The organism is Amycolatopsis iheyensis, from assembly GCF_024703995.1.
GTDB lineage: Bacteria > Actinomycetota > Actinomycetes > Mycobacteriales > Pseudonocardiaceae > Amycolatopsis > Amycolatopsis iheyensis.
The window spans coordinates 100,390-118,889 of sequence record NZ_JAMXQV010000018.1 but is presented as its reverse complement, the minus strand read 5'-3'; the positions used below and the strand labels follow the sequence as shown (position 1 = coordinate 118,889).

General features: G+C 72.1%; 20 protein-coding genes. 13 read left to right on the top strand and 7 right to left on the bottom strand.

Annotation, left to right across the window (positions count from 1 at the left end):
- Positions 1 to 37 precede the first annotated feature (37 nt).
- Together M8542_RS30990 and M8542_RS30985 are read right to left on the bottom strand one after the other, a co-directional pair.
- Entirely contained in the window at positions 38 to 694 is a 657-nt protein-coding gene (locus tag M8542_RS30990; RefSeq protein WP_257923818.1) for a response regulator, read from the bottom strand.
- A gap of 163 nt (positions 695 to 857) precedes the next feature.
- A complete protein-coding gene (locus tag M8542_RS30985) occupies positions 858 to 1,955 on the bottom strand; it encodes a sensor histidine kinase (protein WP_257923909.1) in 1,098 nt (365 codons plus the stop codon).
- Positions 1,956 to 2,108: 153 nt separating this feature from the next.
- Between M8542_RS30985 and M8542_RS30980 the strand changes: the two genes are divergently transcribed.
- Positions 2,109 to 2,705, top strand: a complete 597-nt coding sequence (locus tag M8542_RS30980; RefSeq protein WP_257923817.1) for a class I SAM-dependent methyltransferase — start codon at positions 2,109 to 2,111, stop codon at positions 2,703 to 2,705.
- Positions 2,677 to 3,165, top strand: coding sequence for a DedA family protein (locus tag M8542_RS30975; protein WP_257923816.1), 489 nt, complete (start codon positions 2,677 to 2,679; stop codon positions 3,163 to 3,165). The genes M8542_RS30980 and M8542_RS30975 overlap by 29 nt, the downstream gene beginning before the upstream one ends.
- On the opposite strand, the gene M8542_RS30970 is transcribed toward M8542_RS30975, so the two are convergent.
- Positions 3,141 to 3,914 carry a helix-turn-helix transcriptional regulator gene (locus M8542_RS30970; protein WP_257923815.1) on the bottom strand — a complete coding sequence of 258 codons (774 nt, stop codon included), beginning with the start codon at positions 3,912 to 3,914 and terminating at the stop codon, positions 3,141 to 3,143. The two genes, M8542_RS30975 and M8542_RS30970, sit on opposite strands and share 25 nt — an antisense overlap.
- A 74-nt stretch (positions 3,915 to 3,988) precedes the next feature.
- Here M8542_RS30970 and M8542_RS30965 point away from each other — a divergent pair, with 74 nt between their 5' ends.
- The 4 genes from M8542_RS30965 (at position 3,989) to M8542_RS30950 (ending at position 9,768) form a co-directional block, all read left to right on the top strand.
- Complete coding sequence (locus M8542_RS30965; RefSeq protein WP_257923814.1) at positions 3,989 to 4,900, top strand: LLM class flavin-dependent oxidoreductase; 912 nt, start codon at positions 3,989 to 3,991, stop codon at positions 4,898 to 4,900.
- A gap of 224 nt (positions 4,901 to 5,124) precedes the next feature.
- Positions 5,125 to 8,679 (top strand): transcription-repair coupling factor, encoded by a 3,555-nt coding sequence (gene mfd / locus M8542_RS30960; protein ID WP_257923908.1) that lies wholly within the window; start codon positions 5,125 to 5,127, stop codon positions 8,677 to 8,679.
- Between the two features lie 100 nt (positions 8,680 to 8,779).
- Positions 8,780 to 9,589 carry a helix-turn-helix domain-containing protein gene (locus M8542_RS30955; RefSeq protein ID WP_257923813.1) on the top strand — a complete coding sequence of 270 codons (810 nt, stop codon included), beginning with the start codon at positions 8,780 to 8,782 and terminating at the stop codon, positions 9,587 to 9,589.
- Positions 9,590 to 9,603: 14 nt separating this feature from the next.
- On the top strand, positions 9,604 to 9,768 hold the full coding sequence (locus M8542_RS30950; RefSeq protein ID WP_257923812.1) for a DUF397 domain-containing protein: 165 nt from the start codon (positions 9,604 to 9,606) through the stop codon (positions 9,766 to 9,768).
- Here M8542_RS30950 and M8542_RS30945 read toward each other — a convergent pair.
- Positions 9,752 to 10,159, bottom strand: a complete 408-nt coding sequence (locus tag M8542_RS30945) for a hypothetical protein (protein ID WP_257923811.1) — start codon at positions 10,157 to 10,159, stop codon at positions 9,752 to 9,754. The genes M8542_RS30950 and M8542_RS30945 overlap by 17 nt on opposite strands.
- An 85-nt stretch (positions 10,160 to 10,244) precedes the next feature.
- On the opposite strand from M8542_RS30945, the gene M8542_RS30940 reads away from it, so the two are divergent.
- The 7 genes from M8542_RS30940 (at position 10,245) to M8542_RS30910 (ending at position 16,365) form a co-directional block, all read left to right on the top strand.
- Positions 10,245 to 11,300, top strand: a complete 1,056-nt coding sequence (locus tag M8542_RS30940) for a SurA N-terminal domain-containing protein (RefSeq protein ID WP_257923810.1) — start codon at positions 10,245 to 10,247, stop codon at positions 11,298 to 11,300.
- Positions 11,297 to 12,226 carry a nucleoside triphosphate pyrophosphohydrolase gene (locus tag M8542_RS30935; protein WP_257923809.1) on the top strand — a complete coding sequence of 310 codons (930 nt, stop codon included), beginning with the start codon at positions 11,297 to 11,299 and terminating at the stop codon, positions 12,224 to 12,226. The genes M8542_RS30940 and M8542_RS30935 overlap by 4 nt, the downstream gene beginning before the upstream one ends.
- A gap of 92 nt (positions 12,227 to 12,318) precedes the next feature.
- Positions 12,319 to 12,876, top strand: coding sequence for an RNA polymerase sigma factor (locus M8542_RS30930; RefSeq protein ID WP_257923808.1), 558 nt, complete (start codon positions 12,319 to 12,321; stop codon positions 12,874 to 12,876).
- On the top strand, positions 12,873 to 13,655 hold the full coding sequence (locus M8542_RS30925; RefSeq protein WP_257923807.1) for a zf-HC2 domain-containing protein: 783 nt from the start codon (positions 12,873 to 12,875) through the stop codon (positions 13,653 to 13,655). The genes M8542_RS30930 and M8542_RS30925 overlap by 4 nt, the downstream gene beginning before the upstream one ends.
- 12 nt (positions 13,656 to 13,667) lie before the next feature.
- Positions 13,668 to 14,456, top strand: coding sequence for an ABC transporter ATP-binding protein (locus tag M8542_RS30920; protein WP_257923806.1), 789 nt, complete (start codon positions 13,668 to 13,670; stop codon positions 14,454 to 14,456).
- Entirely contained in the window at positions 14,456 to 15,814 is a 1,359-nt protein-coding gene (locus tag M8542_RS30915) for a hypothetical protein (RefSeq protein WP_257923805.1), read from the top strand. The genes M8542_RS30920 and M8542_RS30915 overlap by 1 nt, the downstream gene beginning before the upstream one ends.
- Entirely contained in the window at positions 15,811 to 16,365 is a 555-nt protein-coding gene (locus tag M8542_RS30910) for a hypothetical protein (RefSeq protein ID WP_257923804.1), read from the top strand. Before M8542_RS30915 ends, M8542_RS30910 begins: the two co-directional genes overlap by 4 nt.
- 40 nt (positions 16,366 to 16,405) lie before the next feature.
- Here the strand turns inward: M8542_RS30910 and M8542_RS30905 are convergent, their stop codons facing one another.
- From M8542_RS30905 to M8542_RS30895, 3 genes are read right to left on the bottom strand one after another with little or no spacing between them, the layout of a single operon-like run.
- Complete coding sequence (locus M8542_RS30905) at positions 16,406 to 16,816, bottom strand: PPOX class F420-dependent oxidoreductase (RefSeq protein ID WP_257923803.1); 411 nt, start codon at positions 16,814 to 16,816, stop codon at positions 16,406 to 16,408.
- Between the two features lie 17 nt (positions 16,817 to 16,833).
- Positions 16,834 to 17,895: a GDSL-type esterase/lipase family protein gene (locus M8542_RS30900; protein WP_257923802.1), complete on the bottom strand. Its 1,062-nt coding sequence runs from the start codon at positions 17,893 to 17,895 to the stop codon at positions 16,834 to 16,836.
- On the bottom strand, positions 17,892 to 18,461 hold the full coding sequence (locus M8542_RS30895; RefSeq protein WP_257923907.1) for a TetR/AcrR family transcriptional regulator: 570 nt from the start codon (positions 18,459 to 18,461) through the stop codon (positions 17,892 to 17,894). The genes M8542_RS30900 and M8542_RS30895 overlap by 4 nt, the downstream gene beginning before the upstream one ends.
- Between the last annotated feature and the right edge of the window lie 39 nt (positions 18,462 to 18,500).

The following is an 18,500-nucleotide window of genomic DNA, read 5'->3' as shown; positions in this document are numbered from 1 at the left end:
ACTCTATACTTCCCTATCAAGAGGATAAATGCGGTACTTATGATCCGGGTCGGACCAGCCCGGACTCGTAGGCGAAGACCACCGCGTGCACCCGGTCACGCAGCCGGAGCTTGCCGAGGATCCGGCCGACGTGCGTCTTGACGGTCGTCTCGCCGATGTAGAGCTTCGCCGCGATCTCGCTGTTCGACAGTCCGCGCGCGATGAGGGCAAGCACGTCCTTCTCGCGTTCGGTGAGGGCGCCGAGCTTCTCGACGTCGACAGGGTCGCGCTCGTCGGCGAGGTAGCGGTCGAGCAGCCGCCGCGTGACCGACGGCGAGACCATGGAGTCACCACGCAGCACCCCCCGGACGGCGACGAGCATCTCCTCGGACGGCGCGTCCTTGACCAGGAACCCGCTGGCGCCGGCCCGCAGCGCGGCGTAGGCGTATTCGTCGAGGTCGAAGGTGGTGATGATCAGGACGCGCACGTCGGGGAGTTCGCGGCAGATCCGTTCGGTCGCGGCGACCCCGTCGAGCACCGGCATCCGGACGTCCATCAGCACGAGGTCCGGCCGCAGCGCCCGCGCCTTGGCGACGGCCTCGTCACCGTTGGCGGCTTCGCCGGCGATTTCGAGGTCGTCTTGGCTTTCGACGATCATGCGAAGGCCGACGCGCACCAGCTCTTGGTCGTCGCAGAGGAGGACTCGGGTGGTCATGGTCCGGGCACCTGACTTCGGTGGGTGGGGTGTCGGCACGGGCTGGCCCCGCGCTCGCGGTGTTCGGCCGGTCGCAGGCGTGCCGCCGGGTTCGCGTGGTGGCGCAACCGGACCGACCTGGCCGGCCGGCGACTGCTGTGCGGGGTGAGCGCCGCTGGCGGGCTCATGTCCCCACCGCCAAGCTCGCGCACACGCGGTACCCGCCGTCCGGGAGCGGGCCGGTTGTCAGCTCGCCGTGGTACATGTCGACTCGCTGGCGCATCCCGGCCAGTCCGCGCCCGGACGATGGCAGCGCCGGCGCCGGTGGTGACTTGCCGCCGGTGTTCGTCACCTCGATGCGGATCTCCGCCGGGGCGAAGGCGACTTCCACGTGGCCGGTCGCGTCGGCCGGAGCGTGCTTGATCATGTTGGTCAGCGCCTCTTGGACGATCCGGTACGCCTGCAGCGCGGCGCTCGCGGGCAGGCCGGCGGGATCGCCGGTGACCTCCAGCGCGACCACGCGCCCGCACTGCTCCACGAGCTCGCGCAGCTCGCCGACGGTCGGCTGGGGACTGCGTGCCGCCTGGCCCGCGTGCAGGACTTCGAGCAGGCGCCGCAGCTCCGCGAGCGCGTCGCGGCCCGTGCGGCCGATCGTGTCGAGCGTGCGGTCGACCGCCTCCGGGTCTCGGTGCCTCGCCAGCTTCGCGCCCTCGGCGTTCAGCACGATCACGCTCATGCTGTGCGCGAGGACGTCGTGGAGCTCGCGCGCGATCCTCGTGCGCTCCTCCGCGACCGCCGCCCTCGTCTGGGCTTCGTCGCGCCTCTCCTCCTCCGCGGTGAGCTTTTCCTTGCTGCGGAAGAACTCCCCGAGTGCCCAGGCGGCGATGTGCAGGGGCCAGATGCCGACGATCGTCGCCGTGGGATTGTCGGTGTAGGTCCCCCAGACGAAGCCCCATTCCCAGCCGAGCGCGAAGATCGCCACGGCGATCACCGCCGCGAACCGCCGCTGCCCCAGCTTGACGAGGGTGAACAGCACGACCGCCATGGCCAGCTCGGTGCGGCCGCGGTCGTAGGCCCAGATCTCGTTGAAGTACACCACCACCGCGCCGGCGATGATCAGCACCGCGACCGTCCGCGGGTAGCGGCGGCGCACGAGCAGCGGGAGCAGGAACAGCATCGGGATCGCCCGCGTGGTCCACGGCTCCTCGCCCGTCCAGTTCGGCGCGAGGAACACGAAAACGGCGTACAGCGGCAGGTCCACCGTCCACCGGTGCCCGCGCATCCACACGACGAGTCGTTCCACGTCACCGAACCTAGCGGCGGGAGGGGCTCGGGGGCGTCATCCCTTCGGTCCGACCGTGTCCTCCCTTGGGAGGACTGATCCGGTCGGGCCGGCGGATTCGCGGCCACCCCGGCCGTTCCTAGCGTCGGAAGCATGTCGATCACCACGGAGTTCTTCCGCCACCCGATCCTGACGGGCGCGATCGCGCCCAGCTCGCCGCGGCTGGCCGAGGCGATGACCGCGGGCCTCGGCCTGGAACGCGCGACACGCGTCGCCGAGCTCGGGCCGGGCACCGGCGTGTTCACCGAAGCGGTCCTCGCGCTGCTGCGCCCCGAAGCACGCTTGACGGCGTACGAGATCAACCCGCGATTCGCCGGGGCACTCCGCGAACGCTTCCCGCAGGTGGACGTCGTCACCGGCTCGGCGGAGCACCTCGCACTCGACGGCGTCGACGTCGTGGTCTCCGGCCTGCCCTGGACGGCCATGACCGCGGACCGCCAGTCGCGCATCCTCGACGCGGTCACCGCGTCCCTGGCCGCGAACGGCCGGTTCACGACTTTCGCGTACGCCCACGCGGCCTGGACGCCGCCCGCGCGTCGCTTCGCCGCTTCACTGCGAAGCCGCTTCGCGGTCGTGGAGCGGACTTCGGTCGTCTGGGGGAACCTGCCGCCCGCGTTCGTCTACCGCGCGGCGCTGCCGGTGGCCGTGGGGAGGGCGCGGCGTGGACAGCCTGCTGCGGCCACTGCTTGACGCGCCCGCGGTGGTCGTCTACCTGGTCTGCGCCGCGGTGATCACGGCGGAAACCGCGCTGTTGCCGGGAATCGTGCTGCCGACGCTGTCGACGTTGCTCCTGATGGGCTTCCTCGCCGAGCGGGGCACGCTCCACTTCGGACTCGCTTTGCTGGTGGCGGTCGTCGCGGCCATCCTCGGCGATCAGCTCGCGTACCTCGAAGGGCGCCGCTGGGGACCACGCCTGGCGCGCCGAGCGGGCCGGGAACGCTGGCAGCGCGCCGAATCCGCGATCGTCCGGTACGGCGTCCCCGCGGTGATCGCGGGCCGCTGCCTGGTCGGCGTGCGGACGCTGATGCCACGCGTCGCGGGCTCGGCGGCGATGCCGTACCGGCGGTTCGCGGCGGGCAGCGTGTGCGCCGCGGTGCTGTGGGCGAGCGCGGAGCTGCTCGTGGGTCACTGCACGGCGCTGGTGGTCTGAAGCCGTTCCGCCGTTTCGGCGTCCGCGGGCAGGAACGTCTCCAGCTTCAGCTCCGACACGGTGACGTCGGCGGCGGTCGCGAACGTCGTGATCGCGGTGATCAGCCGCAGCTCACCGGCCGAAGTGGCCAGCCGGACCGGCACCGCGAACCCCAGGTGCTCCGGGCCGGGCGCGGCCGCCGGCGGCAGGTAGCCCTCGAGCTCGGCGAGCTGCCGCGCGAGGCGTTCGTCCGGCGTGCGGGCGAGGTCGTTGCGGATGCGCTCGAGGATGTGCCGGGCCCAGTCGTCGAGGTTGCGCACGCGCGGCGCCATCCCGCGCGGGTGCAGCGCGAGGCGCAGCGTGTCGACCGGCTCGGCCAGGAGCTCGGGTGCGACGCCCTCGGTGAGCAGGCCGAACGCGTCGTTCGAGGCGACCAGCAGGCCGTAGCGGTCGACGACGATCGCGGGGTAGGGGCGGTGGCCGTCGAGCAGCCGCCGCAGGCCGTCGAGCACCGGCCGGATCGCCGGGTCGTCGAGCCGCGTTTCGGGGTACGTCGGCGCGTAGCCGGCCGCGTGGAGCAGGCCGTTGCGCTCGCGCAGGGGCAGCTCGAGGGACTCGGCGACGCGCAGCACCATGCCGCGGCCGGGCACCGAGCGCCCGCTCTCCATGAAGCTCACGTGCCGTTGCGTCGTGCCCGCGCGCAACGCCAGGTCGAGCTGGCTGAGCCGCCGCCGGGTGCGCCAGTCCTTGAGCGCGCTGCCGAAGTCCACGGGTCCATCCTGCTCGGCGGCGCCATTCCCCGCGGGGAATTGAGCGCATACCTCGCGTTCGCGAAGCTTCCGGCATGACGAAATTCGGCTTGGTCGTGCCCACCTACCAGCCCATCCTCGACGCCGGGCGGACCGCGCCCGAGCTGGTCGACGCCGCCGTCTCGGCCGAGCAGCTCGGCCTCGACTCGGTCTGGGTGGGCGACACCCTCGCCCGCGCGCCGCTCGACGCGCTCACGGTCCTGGCCGCCTTCGCCGCGCGGACGTCACGGGTGACGCTGGGGACGTCGGCGCTGCTCCCGGCGTTGCGGGACCCGGTTCTCTCGGCGAACCAGCTGCTGTCCCTCGACCTGCTGAGCGGCGGCCGGCTGACGGTGGCCGTCGGCGCGGGGTTCGCCGGGCGGAGCGAGCCGGAGTTCGCGTTCGTCGGGGTGCCGTGGGAGCGCCGGCGGGCGCGCCTGGACGACATCGTGGGGTTGTGGCGGGCGGCGTGGCGCGGTGCGGATTCGTTCCACGGGGAGGTGCTGCACTACGACTCGCTGCCGTCGTTCCCGGCGCCGGCCCGGCCCGGCGGCCCGCCGGTGTGGCTGGCGGCGTACACGCCGGGGGCGCTTTCCCGGGTCGGCCGGTTGTACGACGGCTGGCTGCCGTACCCGCCGGATCCCGCGGACTACGTGTCTGGTCTGGCGAAGATCCGGTCCTCGCGCCCGATCACCCCCGCGCTGTTCGCGACGGTCCTGGTGGAGGACGACCCGGTTCGCGGACGCGCGCTGCTGGAGGAGTACTGCGTGACCAACTACGGCAGGCCCGCGGACTTCGTGCAGGGGATTCAGATGCAGGTGACCGGATCGGCCGAGGAGGTGGCCGCGCGGCTCCGGGAGTACGAAGGCGCGGAGCACGTGCTGCTGCGCATCGCGAGCACCGACCCGAAGGTGTTCGACGCGCAGTTGCCGCGGCTGGCGGAGGTGGCGGATCTGCTGCGCTCTTGACAGGTTGCCAGCGCCCCAATGTGGCCTTCGGTGCGTCTGACGCACCGAAGGCCACATTGGGTGCGTTGAATGGGCGCTGCGGCGCGGAGCGCCTCCGTTGAGGGTGGTGGTGGGGGCATCGGTGGAGCAACCAAGGCCACATTGGGGCGTTCCGGCCCGCGACCAGCCGTGATCGAAAACTTGTCGGGGGTGGCACGTAGGCTGGGACCGTGACCGACGCTCCACTGTCCGGACTCCTCACCGCCATCCTTCCCGACCCGGCCCTGCGCGGCGTGGTCGAGCGCGCCGGTGCGCCGCTGCTCGAGCTCCAGGGCCCGATCGCCGCCCGGCAGCTCGTCGCGGCCGCCCTCGCCGCCGATGACGGGGCCGGGAAACCCGTGCTCGCCGTCACCGCCACCGGCCGTGAGGCCGATGAGCTGACCGCGTCCCTCGGCGCGCTGCTCGGCCGGGAAAAAGTCACCGATTTCCCGTCCTGGGAGACGTTGCCGCACGAGCGGCTCTCGCCGCGGGCCGACACCGTCGGCCGGCGGCTGGAGGTGCTGCACCGGCTCAAGACCGGCGACGACTCCCTGCGCGTCGTCGTCGCGACCGTCCGCAGCCTCATCCAGCCGATGGCCCCCGGTCTCGGCTCGCTCGCGCCGGTCGACCTCGTCGTGGGCGAGGAACAAAGTTTCGAGGGCCTCCTCGAACGGCTCGTCGAGCTGGCCTACACCCGCGTCGACATGGTCGAGAAGCGCGGCGAGTTCGCCGTCCGCGGTGGCATCCTCGACATGTTCGGGCCCACCGCGCAGCACCCCGTCCGCGTCGAGTTCTGGGGCGACGAGGTCAGCGAGATCCGCGCGTTCGCCGTCTCCGACCAGCGGTCGCTGCCCGGCGAGATCCCGCGCGTCACCGCGCCGCCGTGCCGCGAGCTGCTGCTCACCGCGCCGGTCAAGGAGAAGGCCGCGGAGCTGGCGAAGACGTACGAGGCCGACGCGCACTTGGCCGAGATGCTCACCAAGCTCGCCGACGGCATCCCCGTCGAGGGCATGGAGGCGCTCATCCCGGTGCTCTGCGAAGGCGAGCTGGAGCTGCTCACCGACGCGATGCCGGTCGGCGCCCACGTGCTGCTCACCGACCCGGAGAAGATCCGCGCCCGCGCCGCCGACCTCGTCCGCACCGGCCACGAGTTCCTGGAGGCCTCCTGGACGACGGCCGCGGCGGGCGGCCAGGCCCCGATCGACCTCGGCGCGTCCGCCTACCGCGGGCTCGACGAGATCGCCGCCCACGCCCAGGACACCAAGCGCGCCTGGTGGACGCTCACCCAGCTGACCAGCGAAGACCCGGACGTCTACCGCGTCTCGGTCGAGGCCGCGCCGTCCTACCGCGGCGAGCTGGAGCGCGCGCTGACGGACCTGCGCGCCCACACGGCCTCAGGCGGCACCGCGGTGCTCGTCGTCGCCGGTCAGGGCACCGCCGCCCGCGCCGTCGAGCAGCTGAGCGGCGCCGACGTCCCGGCCACCCAGGCCGGCGAGGGCCTCACCGGCGCGCCGGCCGCGGGCATGGTCACGGTCACCTGCGGCGGCCTCACCGACGGTTTCGTGTCGCCGGAGCGCGCCCTGGTCGTGCTGAGCGAGGCCGACCTCACCGGCCGCGGTGCCGGCGCCGGAACGTCCACAAAGGACTTCAACACCAAGATGCCGTCCCGGCGGCGCAACGCGGTCGACCCGCTGGCGCTCAAGGCCGGCGACTACGTCGTGCACGACCAGCACGGCATCGGCCGGTTCGTCGAGATGGTCCAGCGCACGGTCGCCGGCGCCACCCGCGAGTACCTCCTGCTGGAGTACGCGTCGTCGAAGCGCGGCCACCCGGGTGACCGGCTGTTCGTGCCCACCGACCAGCTCGACGAGGTCTCCCGCTACGTCGGCGGTGAGCTGCCCACGCTCAACAAGCTCGGCGGCTCCGATTGGAAGAACACCAAGGCCAAGGCCAAGAAGGCGGTCAAGGAGATCGCGGCCGAGCTCGTCCAGCTATATGCGGCGCGCCAGGCCGCGCCCGGGCACGCCTTCGGCTCGGACACGCCGTGGCAGGGCGAGCTGGAAGACGCGTTCCCGTTCACGGAGACGAACGATCAGCTGGCCGCGATCGACGAGGTCAAGGCCGACATGGAACGCGGCGTCCCGATGGACCGCGTGATCTGCGGCGACGTCGGTTACGGCAAGACGGAGATCGCCGTCCGAGCGGCGTTCAAGGCGGTCCAGGACGGCAAGCAGGTCGCCGTCCTCGTCCCCACGACGCTGCTCGCCCAGCAGCACCTGAACACCTTCCACGAGCGGATGCGCTCGTTCCCGGTGACGATCAAGGGCCTGTCCCGCTTCACGAACAAGGCGGAGTCCGACGCGATCCTGGAGCAGCTCGCCGGCGGCGAGGTCGACATCGTGATCGGCACGCACCGGCTGCTGCAGACCGGCATCCGCTACAAGGACCTCGGCCTCGTGATCGTCGACGAGGAGCAGCGGTTCGGCGTCGAGCACAAGGAGCACATCAAGGCGCTGCGCACGCACGTCGACGTGCTCACGATGTCGGCGACGCCGATCCCGCGCACGCTGGAGATGTCGCTGGCCGGCATCCGCGAGATGTCGACGATCCTGACCCCGCCGGAAGACCGCCACCCGATCCTGACGTACGTCGGCGCGTACGACGACAAGCAGGTCGGCGCGGCCATCCGGCGCGAGCTGCTGCGTGACGGCCAGGTCTTCTACGTCCACAACCGCGTGTCGTCGATCGAGAAGGCGGCGCGGCGGATCCGGGAGCTGGTGCCGGAGGCGCGGGTCGTCACCGCGCACGGGCAGATGAACGAGGAGAAGCTCGAGAAGATCATCCAGGGCTTCTGGGAAAACGAGTACGACGTTCTCGTGTGCACCACGATCGTCGAGACCGGGCTGGACATCTCGAACGCGAACACGCTGCTCGTCGAGCGCGGCGACCTGCTGGGGCTGGCGCAGCTGCACCAGTTGCGCGGCCGGGTCGGGCGAGGGCGCGAGCGCGGGTACGCGTACTTCCTGTACCCGCCGGAGGCGCCGCTGACGGAGACGGCGCACGACAGGCTCGCGACGATCGCCCAGAACACCGAGCTGGGCGCGGGCATGGCGGTCGCGATGAAGGACCTCGAGATCCGCGGCGCGGGCAACATCCTGGGCGCGGAGCAGTCGGGGCACATCGCGGGCGTCGGGTTCGATCTCTATGTGCGGTTGGTCGGCGAAGCGGTCGACGCGTTCCGGCGGCACGCGGGCGCGGAGCCGGCGGAAGACGAGGAGCTGGCGGAAGTCCGCGTCGACCTCCCGATCGACGCCCACATCCCGCACGACTACGTCCCGGGCGAGAGGCTGCGGCTGGAGGCGTACCGCAAGATCGCGGCGGCGCCGGACACCGAGGGGCTGGACGCGGTCCGCGAAGAGCTGATCGACCGCTACGGCCAGCCGCCGGCGCCGGTGAACCGGCTGCTGGCGGTGGCGCGGTTCCGTCATATTTGCCGCGAGGCGGGGGTGACGGAGGTGGCGGTCCAGGGCAACACGATCCGCTTCGCACCGCTGCCGCTGCAGGATTCGCAGATGGTGCGGTTGAAGCGGCTGTACCCGAAGGCGATGTTCAAGGCGGTGACGAACACGGTCTCGGTCCCGAAGCCCACGGAGGGCCCGGCGGGCGGCCGCATCGGCGCGCCGACGCTGCGGGACGAAGAGCTGCTGGACTGGTGCACGAAGCTGCTGACCCAGCTGACGAAGAAGCCCGCGGCGGTGTAAAGGACCGCGGTGTAAGGCGGGGCGGACACCAGGCGCTACTTCGGGGGAACTCTCGTTGTGGCGCCTGGGTTTGCCGTGGCGGTGGCTTTACCTTCGCCCGATGAACATCCGTAGCAGGCAGCTTGGTGAGCGGCTGCTTCAGCGCATGGCGGAGAAGGGCTGGGGCGTTCGGGAGATGTCCCGGAAGCTCGAGGTCAGCGCGCAGTGGGTTTCGTCCGTGACCCGCGGACACGTGCGGCCGGACCCGGTGCGGCTGGCGAGGTTTCTGACGGAGCTGGGGGTGCGGGGAGCGGAATTTCGCGAGCTGATGGCCCTGGGTGACGAAATGCGCAAGCCCGGCCTGCTCGAAAAGCCGCTGCAGTTGCGCACGTTGATCTGGCACGAGGAGCGAGCCGCCGCCATAGCTCAGTTCCACGGTTGCGCGGTGCCCGGATTGCTCCAGACGGCCGATTACGCCCGCAGCCTGATTTCTGAGATCGGCAACGCGACCGAGCCGGACCACATCGATGAGCTGGTCTTCGCCCGCATGTCCCGCCAGGTGATCCTCGACAAGCAGCCTCCGGTCGAGTTCGAGTTCTTCCTGCACGAATTCGTGCTCCGGCTGCCGATCGGGCGTGGAGCGCCTGAGGTGATGCGCGGTCAACTGGGCCATTTGGCGCGATTGGCGGGCCGGAACCACGTTTCGATCCGGGTGGTGCCCGCCAGTTGCGGAGGGCATCCCGCGATGGCCGGGCATTTCCAGCTGATCGAGTCGAAGAACTTCGCCCCGGTGATCTACATCGACAGTGAGATTTCCGCGCTGTTCCTGGAGGAAACCGCCGATGTGGTGGCTTATCGGCGCGTGCTCGCCGGACTGGACCGGATCGCGCTCGATCCGGCAGAATCCAAGAGGTTCATCGCCGATCTGTAGATGGAGCGCGAGTAATGCTGACCTGGCGAAAGAGCAGCTACAGCACCAATGGCGGCGAGTGTGTCGAGGTCGCCGTCGACCGGCCCGAAGTCCTCGTTCGGGACACCAAAGACCGGGCCGGCGGCACCCTCACCGCCTCCCCTTCGGCCTGGCGGGAACTGCTCAGCCGACTTCGCTGAACATCGGCGGCAAAGCCTCCGCCAACCCCATCCGCACCGACTCCACCGGCACCGGAACCGCCCCAGCGCCCGCCATCGGCAATGGCCGCGGCCTCCGAGGCATCCGTGCCCCGGCGCCCCCTCCTCGGCCCGGGTACACCAGCAACCCGCGCGTCGGGTCCGGGACCGCGTCCAACGCCGCCGTCACCACCGGCAACGCCCGGAACGCGTCGCGGCTTTCTTCGGACTTGAACTCGATCTCCAGCACCACGCCCCAGCGGTGTTCGTGCCAGACCCACTGTTCCGCGCCGTTCGTCAGTGCTGCTTCGGTGAGTGCGTCACCGCGGGCGAGCCGCCACAACGAAGCCGTGGACTCGCCATCGAAGACCTCGATGGTCAACCAGTGGTCCATGTCTCGACATTACGCCCGGCAACACCGCACGGGTGTTGCGTTTCGGCCGCGACAGTATGAGAGGGTATGCGCTGTGATGCGGATCATGGGGCGCCCTCGCGCGCTGGTCGCGGTCGTTGCCGGTGCGTTTCTGCTCGCCGGGTGCGGGTCGGGGCCGAGCCAGGTCGGGGCCGCCGCCATCGTCGGCGACCACTCCGTCTCCATCGATCGCGTCCAGGACCTGATCAACAAAGCCGTCCGCGAGCAGCCGTACGCGCAGAAGCTCGCGTCCGAGCACAAGCTCGACCAGCTGGGCCGGGCGATCGTCGGCCAGCTCGTCGTGCACGAGCTGCTCACCCAGATCGCCGAAAAAGAGGGCATCGCGGTCAACTACGGACAGGTCGACGCCCAGCTGAAGAGCGACCCGCTCACCGGCCCGGTGCCCGCGGACTCGAGCAACGAGGCCCAGGCCGTCAGCCAGGTCGTGGCCCGCACGCGCGACCACCGCGAGGAGCTGACCGACACCTACCTCGCGCAGGCGCTGGCGGAGAAGAAGCTCCCGAACCTGTCGGTCACCTTCGACTACACCTCGATCGGTTCGATGCCGTCCCAGGACGGCAGTGAGCCGCCGCAGGGGCCCGCCGCTCAAAAAGCCGCCTACGACCTCGCCCGGCAGTTCGCCGCCGACCCCGCCGCCGTGGCCAAGCGCATCACCGGCGACGCCCAGTACGAGCAGCAGCTGCGGCAGCAGGCGGCCCAGGCCGGCCAGAACACCGACTCCATCCCGCCGCTCACCGGCGTCGGCGAGGTGCAGCCCGCCGCGCAGGTGCCCGCGCTCGCCACCACGCCGCTCTTCGGCTCGCCCGCCAACAGCGTCACGGTCTTCCCGTACCCCAACCGCGCGGGCACCTGGTTCGTCGGGGTGGTCCGGCAGCGCGTCGACGACCGGCCCGTCGCCACCGAGCAGGCCCCGGCCCTCGACGCCACCACGAAGACCGCCATCGGCATGCGGCAGCTGCAGCCCTACGCCGACAAGCTCGGCGTGCGCGTCAACGCCCGCTACGGCGTGTGGGACGTCGTCGGCATGTCCGTCGTGGCGAACCAGGACACCGCCCAGGGCCTCGTGCTGCCCCTCGGCGGCGCCGCACCCACGCAGCAGTGAGCACGGGGGTCGTCGTGCTCGTCCGCGGGGCGACACTGCCCGCCGCGGCGCTGAAGATCCTGCGTGACTCCACCGAGGTCTACGCGGCCACCGACGTCGACCCGGCCGTGTTCGGGGTTCCCGCCGTCACCGAAGCGCCGTCGCTGAAGGACGTCGTGCTGCTCGCCGGGTCCCGGGACGAGCCGGCCGCGTCGCTGCTCATCGCGACCGGCGCCGAGGTCGTCGAGACGCCCGTGCCGCCGCTGGTCGAGGCCGCCGACGTGATGGACCGGCTGCGCTCGCCGGGCGGCTGCCCGTGGGACGCGGTGCAGACGCACGACTCCCTGCGGCAGTACCTGGTCGAGGAGACCTACGAGCTGCTCGACGCCATCGAAGAGGGCGATCGCGAGGCGTTGCGCGAAGAGCTCGGGGACGTCCTGCTGCAGGTGCTCTTCCACGCGCGCGTCGCCGCCGAGGACCCCGAAGATCCCTTCGGCATCGACGAAGTCGCCGCCACGCTCGTCGCGAAGCTGGTCGGCCGGCACCCGCACGTCTTCGCCGACGCCGACGGCGTCCACACCGTCGAGCACCAGAACGTCAAGTGGGAAGAGCTGAAGCAGCAGGAAAAGCAGCGTCGGTCCATTGTGGACGGCGTGGCGCTCGGCCAGCCGGCGGTGGCGCTGGCCGGCAAGCTCGGGCAGCGCAGCGGGCGGGCCGGCATCCCGCTCGACCTGTTCCCGGCCGGGTCCGCCGCGGCCGCGCAGCTCTTCCGCATCGCGGCGACGGCGCGGCGCGCGGGCGTCGACCCCGAAGGTGAGCTGCGGGCGCTGGCGAAGCAGTTCGCGAAGGACATCCGGGCCGCCGAGCAGGCCGCCCGCGACGCCGGGCTCGAGCCGACGACGCTCGAGGCCGACGGCTGGCGGAAGTTCTGGCCCACCACCGCCTGAGCCGAAGCGGCACTTTCGTCATGAAAGTGCCGCTGTGACGCAGGACACAATCGGGTGAGAACCGTTTCCGGGTAGCAGGCGTCTTGCCTGGTGTGAAGCAGCAGCCACTGGAGGACGCCGACGAGGAGCACCTCGTCCGGCGCACGGCCAAGGGCGACCGTCCGGCGTTCGAGGAGCTCTACCGCCGCACGTCGCCCTGGCTCGCCGTGCGCCTGCGCCGCCGGTGCGCCGACGAGCAGGTCGTCGCCGAGGTCATGCAGGAGACGTACCTGGCCGTCTGGCGCGCGGCCGGCTCGTTCGCGGGCGCCGCGACCGGGGGCACCGCGGTCGGCTGGGTGTGGACGATCGCCGCGCGCCGGCTGGTCGACGCGTTCCGGCGCCGGGCGCACCACGCCGAGCTGCCGGCGGAGGTGGCCCTCGACGTCGCACCCGTGCCGGCGGCGGAGGACGTGGCCTTGGCCGCGACGGTGGGCGACGACGTCGGGGACGCGCTGCGCGAGCTCGCTCCGGAGCTGCGGCAGGTCCTGCAGGCGATGGTGCTCGACGGGCTGACCGTCCGCGAAACCGCCGTCCTGCTCGGGCTGCCGGAAGGAACCGTCAAGACCCGCGCGCGGCGGGCGCGGTTCGCGATGCGGGAGGCATTGTCATGAACCATGCGTCGGACCGGCTCATCGCCGACTACGCGGCGGGCGCGGACCTCCCGGGTGACCAGCTGTGGGGCGTCGAGGCCCACCTCGAGACGTGCGCGGTGTGCCGCGCGCGCCTCGCCGCGGTCGCACCGGCCCAGCCGCTGGTCGAAGCCGTCTGGAGCCGGCTCGACCTCGACGCCGGGCCGGCGCCGGTCCGACGTCGGCGGCGTCGGCTCGACACGTGGGTCACGCCGGCGATGGTGCCGTGGCTGGTGATGACGGCGCTGGTCACGCTGCTCGCGGTGCTGCTCGACCGCGTCTGGCCGATCGTGCTGGACGCGACGGTGGTGCAGCTGTTCGCGCCGGTGCTCCCGGTGCTGGGGGTGGCCGCGTCGTGGGCGCGGGGGCTGGACCCGGCCTACGAGGTCGTCACCGCGACCCCGCGGGCTGGGCTCTACCTGGTCACCCGGCGGACCGTGGCGGTGCTCGCCGTCGTCCTGCCGGTGCTCGCCGTGGCCGGCCTGCTGACCGGCACTGCCCCGGCGCTCTGGCTGCTGCCGAGCCTGGCCTTCACCACCGGGACGCTCGCGCTCGGCGGGCTGGTCGGGATCAGCCGGGCGGCGTACGCGCTGCTCGCGGTGTGGGTCGTGGTCATCCTCCTGCCGGCCTTCGCGGCGCAGGGGCAAACGTTTGCGCTCAGCACCGGCTCGCTGCCGGTGTGGGCGGGGATCTTCGCGCTGACCTCGGTGGTCGTCGTCCTGCGCAGGACGGCGTTCACCCGGCTCGGCGCGCACCACTAGGGAGGAAGAGACATGCGGGCAGTCGAGGCCGCCGAGGTCGCGCCGACGACCTACGCCTGGGAAATCCAGGCGGAGGGGCTGAAGGTGCGGGCCGGGCGGCGGAAGATGGCCGTGGACGGGCTGGACCTGTCCCTCGGCAAGGGGGTGCACGGCCTCTTGGGGCCGAACGGCGCCGGCAAGACGACGCTGATCCGGGCGTTGGCGACGGTGCTGCGCCCGGCGTCGGGCACGTTGACGTTGCTCGGCGGCGCCGGGCAGCGCGCGTTGCGCCGCCGGATCGGGTACCTGCCGCAGAACTTCGGCTACTACAAGCGGTTCACCGTCCGCGAGTTCGTCGAATACATGGCGTGGCTCAAGGAGATGGCCAAGGCGGACATCCCGGGGGCCGTGCAGCGCGCGGTCGAGCGGGTCGGGCTGGCCGACCGGGCCGACGACCGGATGAAGACGCTGTCCGGCGGCATGGTGCGGCGGGTGGGCATCGCGCAGGCGATCGTCAACGACCCGGACATCCTGCTGCTCGACGAGCCGACGGCCGGGCTGGACCCGGCGCAGCGCGTGCGGTTCCGCGAGCTGGTGCAGGAGCTGGGCCACGACTCGTGCGTGCTGATCTCGACGCACCTGGTCGAGGACGTCGCGACGGCGTGCACCGACGTCGTGCTGTTCGCCGAGGGGAAGCTGGTGTTCCAGGGCAGCCCGGACGCGCTGGCGGCGGCGGGCACACCCGAGCACGTCGGCGACAGCCCGATCGAGCGCGGGTACTCCGCGCTGCTGAACCACGAGCCGGGCACGGGGGCGTGGTGATGATCTTCCGCATCGAACTCCGGCGCTCGATCGCGCCGTGGGCCGGACTCGCCGTGCTGGCCGTCGCGCTCGCGTTCCTGTTCCTGCTGTCCGGGCCGTGGTGGAAGGCGCCGGCGTCGTGGACCGAGCACACGACGACCACCGCGCTGTGGGTGCGGTTCATGCTGCAGTTCCTGTGGCCGATCGTGGTCGGCGCCGGGGCGATCCAGGGGATGCGCGACAGCCGGTCCGGGATGGTCGAGCTGCTCGCGACGACGTCGCGGCCGGGCTGGCACCGGGCGGCGCGGCTGGCCGGCGCGGTCGGGGCGGCCAGCGCGCTGGGCGTGCTGGGCGTGTTCGCCGTCGGCGCGGTCGAAGTGCTGGCGCACGGCGGGTTCTTCTCGGTTTCCTTCGTGCCGGTGCTCGTCGTCGGGCTGCTCGGCGTGGTCGCCGGGAGCTGGCTGGGGCTGGCGGTCGGGCGGCTGCTGCCGCACCCGCTGACGGCGCCGGGGCTGGCCGTGGTGACGATGGTCGGCACGACGTTGTGCTGGATGGCGCTGGAGCCGGGCGTGCACGCGGTCCTGCCGGCGCGGGCGGGGTTGCTGGCGCCGGCGCTCGCGGAGCCGCGGGGCTCGATGGTGACGACGACGGCGTCGCTCGACCTCGGCCAGGCGGCGTGGTTCATCGGCCTGGCGGCGACCGGGTTCCTGCTGCTGGCGGCGAACTCCGTGCGGGCCCGGCTGCTGGGCCTGCTGCCGCTGGTGGCGGGCCTCGCGATCGCGGTGCCGCTGTTCCCGGCGACCGTCGCCGACGCGACCGAAGTGGACAGTCGCGCGGCGGCGAAGCTGTGCGACGGGCCGATCTGCGTGAGCAAGCTGCACGCCGGCCGCCTGACGGCGTTGGCGGGACCGGGCCGGGAAGCGTTGGCGCTGCTGGCGAAACTGCCCGGCGCGCCGACGCGGATCGAGGAGCAGACGGCGGCCACGCTGCCGGACGAGCCACCGCACCGCGCGGCCGACGTGGTCTACCTGGACTTCCAGTACAACGAAAACCTCCTGACGGCGGACGCGGCCGACCTGCGCGCGGCGGTCCTGGCCGGCGCCGGGTTGCCGTCGTGCAACCGGCACAGCGTCGTCGACCTCCCGGACCAGGCGGCGCGCATGATCACGGGCGCGTACTTCACCGGCGAGCTGAAGCCGCTTCCCGAGCTCGGCGGCCATTGGCTGAAGGACAAGTTCGCCACGATCGACCAGCTGTGGGCGACGTTCCACGCGCTGCCGGCCGACGTCCAGCAGGAGCGGGTGGTGGCGGCTCGGCAGGTGCTGCTGACGTGCCAGGGAGACCCGCTGCAGAAGCTGGTGCCCGGAGCCCCGCGATGAGGTGGACGGTGTTGTACGCGCGATCGCGGCACCTGCCGGCGGCGTTCGCGGCGCTGGTCGCGTGCCCGGCCGGGATCCGCCTCCTGGCGGGAGGGGATTGGGCACTCCCGCACGCGCTGCTGGCCCTGACGGCGGCGATCGCGGTGGCGGCGATCGGCCTCAGCGGCCAGGACCCGGACCTCGACCGCACGGCGGCCCTGCCGTGGCGGCCGCGAAGGTTCGTCCACTTGCTTTCGGTGGGCGTCGCGGCGGCGGGCGCGGTGCTGGTGGTCCAGCTGGGCGCGGTGCCGGTGTCGTTGATCCTGCGCGACGCGGCGGGTCTGCTGGGGTTGGCGGGCTTGGCGGCGACGATCGCTGGTGGTCAGTTCGGGTGGACGTTGCCGGTGGGCTGGTGCGCGGTGGCGTTGTTCGTCCCGCGCGACGGCACGACGGCGGCGGGGGTCGCGGCGTGGGTGTTGCAGCCGGTGGGGGCTGGGGTGGCGATGTGGACTGCTGTGGTGCTCGCGGTGGCGGGGACGGCGTCGTACACGGTGTTCGGCGCGCGCCGCTGATCCACCACGGGCACCCCCAGTCCCCGTGGTGGATCGGCGGTCACACGTTGCGGATGTTCGCCTCCAGCTCCAGCGGCTCCCGGTCCCAGTCCTCGACGCCGAGGGCGATGATGCGCTTCGGGTGGATGCGGATCACCGCGTCGTCGAAGTGGTTGTCCGGGAGGTCCACCCCCGTCAGGGCCTCCGCCGTGCCGCGGATCTCCAGGCAGCGGACCCGCCACGGGTTCGTCGAGGGCAGGTCGTCCACCACGAACGCCGCCTGGCCGTTCGCCAGGACGTTGCGGAACTTCTTGCTCTTGGCCAGGTTGTGCCCGGTGACGTCGATGGCCTTCTCGTCCGGGTTGTACCGGAAGCCGACCGGGCTGACCTGCAGGGTTCCGCTCGGCTGCTGGGTCGCCAGCCGGCCGAGGGGCTGGGCTTCGAGGTACGCGAGCTCTGCTTCGGTGAACATGTCCCCAGAATTCAACTTCAAGGGAGGTTGAAGTCAAGCCAGGACGCGAACCGCGTGGCGATCCGTTCGTGGGCGGCGCCGTCCGGGTGCAGCTCGTCCGGCAGGGGGAACTCCGCGTAGTCGTCCGGGCCGTACAACGACAAGCCGTCCACGTAGTGCAACGCCGGGTCCGCCCGCTGCGCGACGATCTCCGCCAGCGCGTCGCGGATCACTTCCAGGGTGAGCTTTCCCTCGCCCGGGAGACCGGTGGCCCGGAAGCGCACGACGCCCGACGCGAGCGCCGCGTGGTCGAAGTCGCCGGGACCCGGTGTCCGCTCGTGGATCGGGCAGTACAACGGCGAGACGACCAGCAGCGGCGTCGCCGGGTGGCCTTCGCGGATCGTGTCGAGGAACCCGTGCACCGCCGGGCCGAACGCGCGCAGCCGCATCAGGTCCGCGTTGACGATGTTGATGCCGAGCTTCACGCTGACCAGGTCCGCCGGGGTGTCGCGCAGCGCGCGGGCGGTGAACGGGTCCAGCAGCGCGTTGCCGCTGAAGCCCAGGTTGACCAGCTCGACCCCGGCCGCGAGCGCGGCCCGCGCGGTCCACGTCGTCGACGGGCTCGCCGCGTTCGAACCCTGGCTGATCGAACTGCCGTGGTGCAGCCACACGCGGTCCGCCCGGGCAGCGGGCGTCACCGGAGCATCGGTGCGCAAGGCGACCAGCGTCGTCAGTTCGTTGTGCGGCAACCAGATCTCGACGTCCTTGTCGTGCCCGGGCAGGTCCGCGAACCGCACGCCGGCGGGCGCGGTCGCCTGGGCGGCGAGCTTGCCGTCCACCAGCAGGTCGTAGCCGCCGTCGGGCCGCGGCGGCGCACCCGGGTACTCCACCTTCGTCGCCACCGTGTCGAGCTCGATCACGCGAGCCGTCGTGCGGAACCGCACGCGGACGCCGGCGGGCTGCGCCTCGGCCATCGCGAGCCGCGGGTCGGTGTTCTGCGCCCGTGCGTGGGCCGGCAGCCGGTGCGGGACCAGGCCGCGCGGGGTTTCTTCGAGTTCGAGCGCGCCTCGGACGAGGCCGGTCAGCGGGGTGGTGATCATGAAGCGGGCCAATCACGGAGAAGGGAATCGAGGACGTCGAGGAGGCGGGTCCAGCTCTCGGGCGCCGCGGGCGGGCTGTGGTCGAAGCCGCCGTCGGCTTCAAGGGCGACGAACCCGCGGACGAAGCTGCCCAGCAGCCGGACGGCGTGCGTCTGGTCCGGCCCGGTCAGGTCGTAGCCGCGCAGGATCGCGCGCATCAGCTCCGCGTGCCGCACGCCCGCGCTCGCCGCCGCGGTCTCCGCGTCGAGCCGCAGCTGTGCCGCGGCGAACCGGCCGGGGTGCGCCCGGGCGTAGTCGCGGTGGACGTCGGCGAACGCGATCAGCGCGTCCCGCCCGGAGCGGCCGGCCAGCGCGGCGGCCGCCCGGTCGGCGAGCTCGTCCAGCGCCAGCAGCGCGATCCGCGTCCGCAGGTCGTGCGCGTTCTTGACGTGCGAATACAGGCTCGCGACCTGGACGTCGAACCGGCGCGCCAGCTCCGACGGCGTCACCCGGTCGAAGCCCAGCTCATCGGCCAGCTCGGCGCCCGCTCGCACCAGCCGTTCGGTCGTCAACCCGACGCGGACCACCGGCACCACCTCCTAAAGCTAATGTAGAGTTCCCTAAAG